The organism is Shewanella sp. BC20, from assembly GCF_003129585.1.
GTDB classification, from domain to species: Bacteria; Pseudomonadota; Gammaproteobacteria; order Enterobacterales; family Shewanellaceae; genus Shewanella; species Shewanella seohaensis.
On record NZ_NHRI01000018.1, the window covers coordinates 89846 to 97087 of the forward strand.

Annotated in this window: 5 protein-coding genes; 2 read left to right on the forward strand and 3 right to left on the reverse strand. The window is 42.3% G+C overall.

Translation table 11 applies throughout. The features are described from left to right. Positions 1-50 precede the first annotated feature (50 nt). A complete protein-coding gene (locus CBX96_RS17285; RefSeq protein WP_258294855.1) occupies positions 51-1445 on the reverse strand; it encodes a methyl-accepting chemotaxis protein in 1395 nt (464 codons plus the stop codon). 953 nt (positions 1446-2398) lie between these two features. Here CBX96_RS17285 and CBX96_RS17290 point away from each other — a divergent pair. Both CBX96_RS17290 and CBX96_RS17295 read left to right on the forward strand, forming a co-directional pair. Beyond that, positions 2399-3175, forward strand: coding sequence for an EAL domain-containing protein (locus CBX96_RS17290; protein ID WP_109287529.1), 777 nt, complete (start codon positions 2399-2401; stop codon positions 3173-3175). A gap of 132 nt (positions 3176-3307) precedes the next feature. Beyond that, positions 3308-4099 (forward strand): class I SAM-dependent methyltransferase, encoded by a 792-nt coding sequence (locus CBX96_RS17295; protein ID WP_109287530.1) that lies wholly within the window; start codon positions 3308-3310, stop codon positions 4097-4099. 638 nt (positions 4100-4737) lie between these two features. On the opposite strand, the gene CBX96_RS17300 is transcribed toward CBX96_RS17295, so the two are convergent. Together CBX96_RS17300 and CBX96_RS17305 are read right to left on the reverse strand one after the other, a co-directional pair. Continuing rightward, the gene (locus tag CBX96_RS17300; protein ID WP_109287531.1) at positions 4738-5127 is read right to left on the reverse strand and encodes a hypothetical protein; all 390 of its coding nucleotides are present in this window, start codon (positions 5125-5127) and stop codon (positions 4738-4740) included. Beyond that, positions 5120-6745 (reverse strand): DUF4041 domain-containing protein, encoded by a 1626-nt coding sequence (locus tag CBX96_RS17305; RefSeq protein ID WP_109287532.1) that lies wholly within the window; start codon positions 6743-6745, stop codon positions 5120-5122. The genes CBX96_RS17300 and CBX96_RS17305 overlap by 8 nt, the downstream gene beginning before the upstream one ends. Positions 6746-7242 lie beyond the last annotated feature (497 nt).

The following is a 7242-nucleotide window of genomic DNA, read 5'->3' on the forward strand; positions in this document are numbered from 1 at the left end:
CAATCCTCATGCGACCTATTGGCCGCATGAGGTTAAGTGTGATTGCGTATTTAGGTTCGGAAGCGACTAATCAACTGAGCTAAGTTGTGAGCCAGTTGACTCAGTTCTTGGCTGGACTGAGATACATGACCCGTACCCATTGAGACCTTAGTGGCTGCATCACTAATATTGATGATGTTGACACCCAGTTCGCCAGTTACGGCGGTTTGCTGCTCGGTGGCACTAGCAACTTGAATAGCCATATCGTTGATAATACTGATGGCAGCGCTGATCCTTTCAATTGCATCACTGGCTTCATTGGCACAGCGAACACTCCCTTGCATGCGCTCTCGGCTTTTTTGCATGACTTCGTTCGCATGCAGAGCTCTTTGTTGCAGTTGTTCTATGGTACCTTTGATTTCCAGTGCTGAACTTTGAGTGCGGCTGGCGAGAGTGCGTACTTCATCCGCAACCACGGCAAAGCCTCGGCCTGCTTCACCCGCTCTGGCTGCTTCAATAGCTGCATTGAGGGCCAGAAGGTTGGTTTGCTCTGTGATCTTGCCAATGACTTCTAGCACCATGGCGATGGAGTCTGAGTCTTTTTGCAATTGACCAATCACTTCACTGGCGGTCGTTATTTCGACATCTGAGTTTCGAATCGTTTCCAGCGTTTGTAATACCACCTGCTGACCTTCGGTTGTGGCTTGCACACCCTGATTAGCCTGGTCGGCCGTTTGAGTGGTGTTACGAGATATATCGCTAATCGAGCTTTGCAGTTCCGTCATTGCGGTTGCCACTTGGTCTACTTCAGCGCGTTGTTGATGCATATCTTCGGCCGCTTCGGCCGCAACTGTGCTCATCTCCTCCACTGCGGCGGCCAACTGTACCGAGGCCGCGCCAATCTGAGAGATCATATCCTGTAATGTAGTACGCATTTGCTCAAGTGTTTTTGCCAAATGGGTGAATTCACTGCTGGTGAACTTTTCCATTGGGATGCGGGTGGCGAGATCCCCTGAAGCGATGTGTTCCAGTACTTGAGTGGTTGCACCAAGGGGAATAAAGATCCGGCGCAGCAGGAACCATGCGGCCCCGAGAGCGATAGTGACAAAGAGGCAGAAGACGATAATCAGGCTGCTGCTAAGGGATTGGATTGCCTGCTCACTAGCGTTTCTGGCGTAGCTGACTTTCTGAGTTTCCAGCGCCATTAAGGCGCTGAGTTCTGTCTCTACGTTATTGTAAATATGCCATGCTTCCATTGATGTCAGCATGTTGGCGGTATTCTCTGGTAGGTCGTTATTATCCTGTTTCAAGAATTGTGTATGCAACCCCATAAATGCTTGCAGTGGAGCGTTCAGCTTTTCTAACTGTATTAGAGTATCTTTTCCTGAACCTTGTTTGAGTTCATTTAGAGCAGCTTGGATCAGCATTGTCTGGTCTTGCAGATATTGACGTGATTCTTCGCTCATGGGGGCATCCAGTACCCGCCGTAAACTGTAACCCAACTGTTCACGTCTGAGGCCTGATACTAGCTGAAGTAAAGCGGCTGCCTGATCGTTACTGTGATACTCCCTTTCTAGCAGGCTTATCTGGCTTTTAACCTCTTGTAAATGATAGGCAATGGTACCCAAAGATAGGCAAAACAGCGCTAAAAGCGCAGCGAACAAAGTGATTAACAACTTGCGCAAAGAAAGCTTGGAAAAGATGGCTTGACTCACAACCCGACTCCAAAAATAACCGTATGAAATATATGATGAATGGTTCTGGATTCTAGGTTTTTAAACTATATTAAACTGTGACTTATAGCGATTTAATTGGTAAATTCTTTAAATTTTAGTGTTTTTTGTTATGTGTATCCGTAAGTCATTATTTGCATTTTGTTTCTTATTGTATTAGGTGGTTTTTACAATGCAGTGAATAGGTTGGTTGTTTTGAAGGGGGCAGCCAAGCTAGCATAGCCCCATCCCTGAGTTTTAATGAAGAGTCGATTAAGTTGGACCGATCCTCTTGGGATTAATTCATAAGCAGCCAGACGTTCCTCGCTAAGTGACAGGCATTAACACTTTATTTACGGGCAGAGCTTTGTGCTCATTAGAAAATGACCGATTGTTATTCGCCCCTTTCCTGAAAGCAAGTTTGGTAACTATGCCAAACTCACGTCCATTCTTTTAAATAAAGAGCCTTCAGCGCCCTTCAACTACTCGCCGGGGAAGGTAAATTGGGTTGGCTGTAAATCTCAAAAGAGTTGCGTCTGTTCCATCTTTAATCTCGGCTCATCTATCGTTTTTTTGTATTTAAATCTATCAGTGCTCTGCCATGAATTGACACAATAGTGTTTATTGAGCGGGTTGAAACACGAAAAGCTGGCAAAATGATCTAATCATCCCCACACTGAGAGAGGGCAAGCTAAAGGAGACCTATGATGGATTTCCCCTCTCAAATTAAGCAACAAACCTGCATGGACTGCTTAAGTGGCAAATCACTCGGATTTGAAATTCGCATGGCATTTCAGCCAATCATCGATTGGCCAAATCAGCAAATTTTTGGTTATGAAGCCCTAGTACGAGGTCCAAATGGCGAAGGCGCCACTTGGGTGTTTGAGCGCATAAACGAAAGCAATAAGTACTATTTTGATCAGGCTTGTCGCGTGAAGGCTATTGAAACCGCAGCCAAGCTTGGTCTAGATAAAGTGTTAAGTATCAATTTTTTACCTAATGCTGTTTATAACCCCGAAACCTGTATTCGCGCCTCGATTGAAGCGGCTGACCTCTTTGGTTTTAATATTCATCACATTATGTTTGAAGTCACTGAGGGTGAACAGATTGTCGATAGAGCCAAATTAAGCCGTATTTTTGAAAGTTATGCCAAACGAGGTTTTATTACTGCCATCGACGATTTTGGCAGTGGCTTTGCGGATTTGAGTTGGTTGGAGTTTTTACGCCCTCAGGTATTAAAACTCGATATGGAGTTAATCAGGAATATCCATTTAGATAAACAAAAACAGTTTGTTATTGATGAAGTCCTCGGGATTTGTAGCACGCTTAACACTCAGGTGCTGGCCGAAGGGATCGAGTGTAAAGAGGAATTAGACTATCTTGTGGGCCGTGGAATTAACTATTTCCAAGGCTATTATTTTGCAAAGCCTCGGCTCGAGCATTTAACCAGCTTTGAGACATTGGATTGTTATTCTGCGTTGTAGCATTGATTTATCGGATTAAATTGATGCAAGTGTCTTGCGCTCACGCTTAGGCGTCACATTGCGTGTATCGGTTCTTAGCCAACTGATATATCATGCGCCACCCTTAATTGCCCATGCCTTCTCTTTGCTGCTATGTATTCTAACGCGCTTTATACCGATCTATCCGGTTATTACGATTTAATGTGCTCCGATATTAACTATCAACAACAGAGTGCGAGCATCCATCGATTGCATCAGTTCTTAGGGAATAATGGTAAACAACACCTTGATTTAGCCTGTGGCACTGGCCCGCATGTACGGCACTTTATCGACCTTGGCTATCAGTGTCGTGGTCTGGATATTAATCAACCCATGCTAGATATGGCCATGCGTCGTTGCCCTGAGGCCCAGTTTAATCTACAGGATATGACCGCCTTTTATCTCGAGCAGCCAGTGGATTTAATTACCTGTTTTTTATATTCCATCCATTACAGTGCGGGCATCGAGCGGCTAAAGAGTTGTATTGCCAGCGTGCACCGCGCCTTGAATGACGGCGGGATATTTTGTTTTAACTCGGTTGATAAGCACCGCATCGATAACCGCTTATCGATTAAGCATTTTGCCGAGTTTGAGGGACACCATTTTGCCTTTGAATCTGGCTGGCATTACAGTGGTCAAGGCGAAAACCAGTCATTAAACCTGAGTATTGCAAAGAGTCACCAGCCTTTTACTCAACAGGCTGATGTAGACGTCGATACCGATACATCTGCGCATCAAACTGAATTATGGCAAGACCAACATACTATGGTCGCGACCAGTTTTGCGGAGCTGCAAGCGTTACTCGCGCCATATTTTGAAGTACATATCTTTGAACACGATTATGAAAAAATCGTCCCATGGGATTTAAGTTCAGGTAATGCGCTGTTTGTCTGTGTGAAGATTTAACCTTAGGTTGAAGGTGTGACAACTTGGGGGGTTAGCCTTTACGTTCGTGCTAGCACATGAAATTGCTTAAGTTTTATCAGTCCTGTTAGCTTGCTAAATCAAAGTCAAAGTCGTGGGACTTCATCTCACACTTGTTTATGTAGATGTATTTGTTTATGTAGATGTATTGTCATTGCGGCCTAACGGCCGAGATATGTTTAAAGTCGTGGGGCTTCACCCCACACCCGACCAAGGAGGACTGCTCGTCCTATCCTCCTTGGATTCTCCAAGACGCCCCAACGGAGTTGAAAGCCCCTTGTGCTCATAGCCAAATTTGCTATCGCTTCCGAAGGATGCGTCCCTGCACCTGCGAAAGCTAGCTTGCCATCCATGGCAAGACTCACGCAATTTGTCTATTCGCCCTGCGGCAACTCCGAGGGGAGGGTGAACTTCTGTAGCCTTGGCGTTGGCTGTTAATCCCAAAAGAGTTATGCATGTCCCATCTTTTCCATTGATATTTTCAAGCAAACCTAAATCTATTTTTAAGTTCAATAATTTTCATATAATCTCTCTGTCATATATTTTTATTAGTATATATAGGTTGACAAAAAACATTCAAAGTTAAGTAGTTTTTAATAGGACTTAGTAGTTAGCACTACTCATGATTTTATCCCTGTTATAATTTGTTTGAACATTAATGCCGATGATAGATATGCAGCGGGGCTTTCAGAGAAGGCTTCACCGTATTTTTTCACATCAATTCGAAATTCTTTCTCTTCTTTCTCTAGTTTACTGATAATCCTGTCAACTGAATTTAAGATGCTTGCTATAAACATTGATGCACACTTATCAGCGCTAGCGCAGCAAATATTAGCATCAAGGTAATAATACTCCAGAACATTAGCTGACAACTCCATAGTAAATTCACCGCTGCTATATTTACATGTCACTAGCGATACATCTGCATTATGAAAGCAGCGCTCCGTAGCCCTAGTTACAACAGAAACTACACGTTGAATACGCTTTAAATCATTTATTATACTAGCCATTAACCATTTCCTGCGGATCTAAAAATAACGATTCTTCATATTGCTTTGCAACAACATCACGAATTAAGTTAAAGTTTCCTTCAACAAACTCATTTAAAGCTTCTTCAACCTCTTCAAACGTGAGATTAAAGAACTCTCTTCTGTGATTAATCTTGTTTACTCTTCTAGAGGCAAACTTCGAGTGAAGTTTGTTTTCCAGAGCAGGAGCATCGTCTGAGGGGATTAGTGCATGGACGTCAAAAAAGAAAGGAACAGATGCATCTCCCAACTCTTTGACACGATCCATGGGATCTAAACGTCTAGTCATACCAATCTTATAAACATTTTCACCGAATGACCCCTTATTTGAGATAACGTAAACATATCCTGACCTAGTAAGTTGAGCCATGCTCAGTGCTCGCTCTTTCTCAGAGGTTGCTCGCTCTAGCTTAAATCTCAATTCTTCGATATGTGCATTAAGCTTTTCAACTTCTTCTTGGTTGGCCGTTAACATCTCCTCTAGAGCAATATTTAAATCCTTTTTATAAGCTTTTTCTTCTTTTTCACGAGCAGTAACAAATAGCTCAATTTCTTTTTTAACCTTAGCCTCTTCGCGTAAAGACTCTTGCATAAATCGTTGTTCTTCTATCTCCATTTCCTTCTTATAGTTATATTCAAATGCATGGCGATGTTCTTCCAGACGCAAAAATAATAGGGTTCGATTTAATTCAACATAGCTATCGTCACCACTTTTATTTACCTTTTGGAACCACGTATCTATTTTCTTTGCATTAGCAGTGAAGTTACGTGCTGTAGTGTTAGCTATAATATTATCAACTTCTGCATTAAAGGCTGTTATTAGAAATTTACCATGCCTCATTTGTCTTGCCCTTCCTTTAGCAAGATTATCGTTCCAATAAATATCTTGAAGAATATCGAATGCCTTTCCTTGTTTTATAAGTTCCTTCTGTTTGTCTTTCACTTCTTGTAAGGAGACCTTAATATCATGGCTAGGGGGCCCGTCAAGGAGTTGATTAAATGGCGTAATCGTTGAGAGGATATCTTGATTCTCTTGGGTTAACTCCAAATCTTTTAGCTCTTCTCGAAGCTTTTGAATTCTCCCAGAAAGCAGTTTTTCTTCTGCTTTACTGGCTTCAATTTTTTTATCTAAATCAGCCAAATTTTTATCTGCACGAACTGTTGCTTGATCCACAATTACTTGGGCTTCAGTTTCTGCATGAACTAAAATCTGTTCTCGCTCAGTTTTCGCTTCAGATATAATTATTTCTTTTTTTCTATGTATTTCATCTATCTCTAAAGCTAATTCTGACCTTGCTAACTCGATAGCATTTTCATGCTCTTTTAACGCGATGGAGCACTGTTCTTCTATCTCAACAAGGTGCTTTTTGGCCGCCTCTTTTTCTATTTCATATTGACCTCTAAATTCATTACATTTTGCTCGAAGATCACCTAGTTCCTCTTCGAGCATTATTAAGTTGTTAGCCTTTATATATTCTGGAGATCCTAAAGTTTTTTGGGCTCCCAATAATGCTGATTTGACACCTTCCAATTCATTTTCAAGCTCTGAGACCTTAGCTCGAGCTTCCATTAAAAGGGACTTTTTGACTAATCCAAACATCGTATTTTTACCCCAGTCCTATAAGCTACTATCAATCACTATTCATAGGCTAAGTGCTGATTAAGATTCGATGCAACAAAAATCTATATGTATCACCTGAAAACTTGATATTACTAAGGTTTCTATATGAAGTTAAATCATGGTATGCGTGCGAGAACAAAATTAAAGGTCAAGCACTTACGCAAAATAGGCAAGTCTGATTCACTGTAACGATGCTTGCAATCCCTCATCATCAGGTCTTTCTTTTGGGTATCTGAAAAGTTGGGACAGGCACAACTCTTTTGGAATTTAGCGCCAACGCCGAGATCACAGGAGTTCACCATCCCCTCGGAGTTGCCGCAGGGCATTTGCGTTCGTTGCGTGATCGAGGCATGGATAATGGAATGGACCCATCCACTTTAAATCGGCCTCGCAATGGGCCACGATGTAGTCGCTAAAACTCATCAGAAAGAGGACGGGTCCACCTATGAAGATTACTACAATCGGTTTAGATATCG

Coding starts and splice junctions, on each gene's coding strand:
- CBX96_RS17285 (WP_258294855.1), bottom strand. CDS start 1,445: ATGAGCGAAGAATCACGTCAATATCTGCAAGACCAGACAATGCTGATC.
- CBX96_RS17290 (WP_109287529.1), top strand. CDS start 2,399: ATGGATTTCCCCTCTCAAATTAAGCAACAAACCTGCATGGACTGCTTA.
- CBX96_RS17295 (WP_109287530.1), top strand. CDS start 3,308: ATGTATTCTAACGCGCTTTATACCGATCTATCCGGTTATTACGATTTA.
- CBX96_RS17300 (WP_109287531.1), bottom strand. CDS start 5,127: ATGGCTAGTATAATAAATGATTTAAAGCGTATTCAACGTGTAGTTTCT.
- CBX96_RS17305 (WP_109287532.1), bottom strand. CDS start 6,745: ATGTTTGGATTAGTCAAAAAGTCCCTTTTAATGGAAGCTCGAGCTAAG.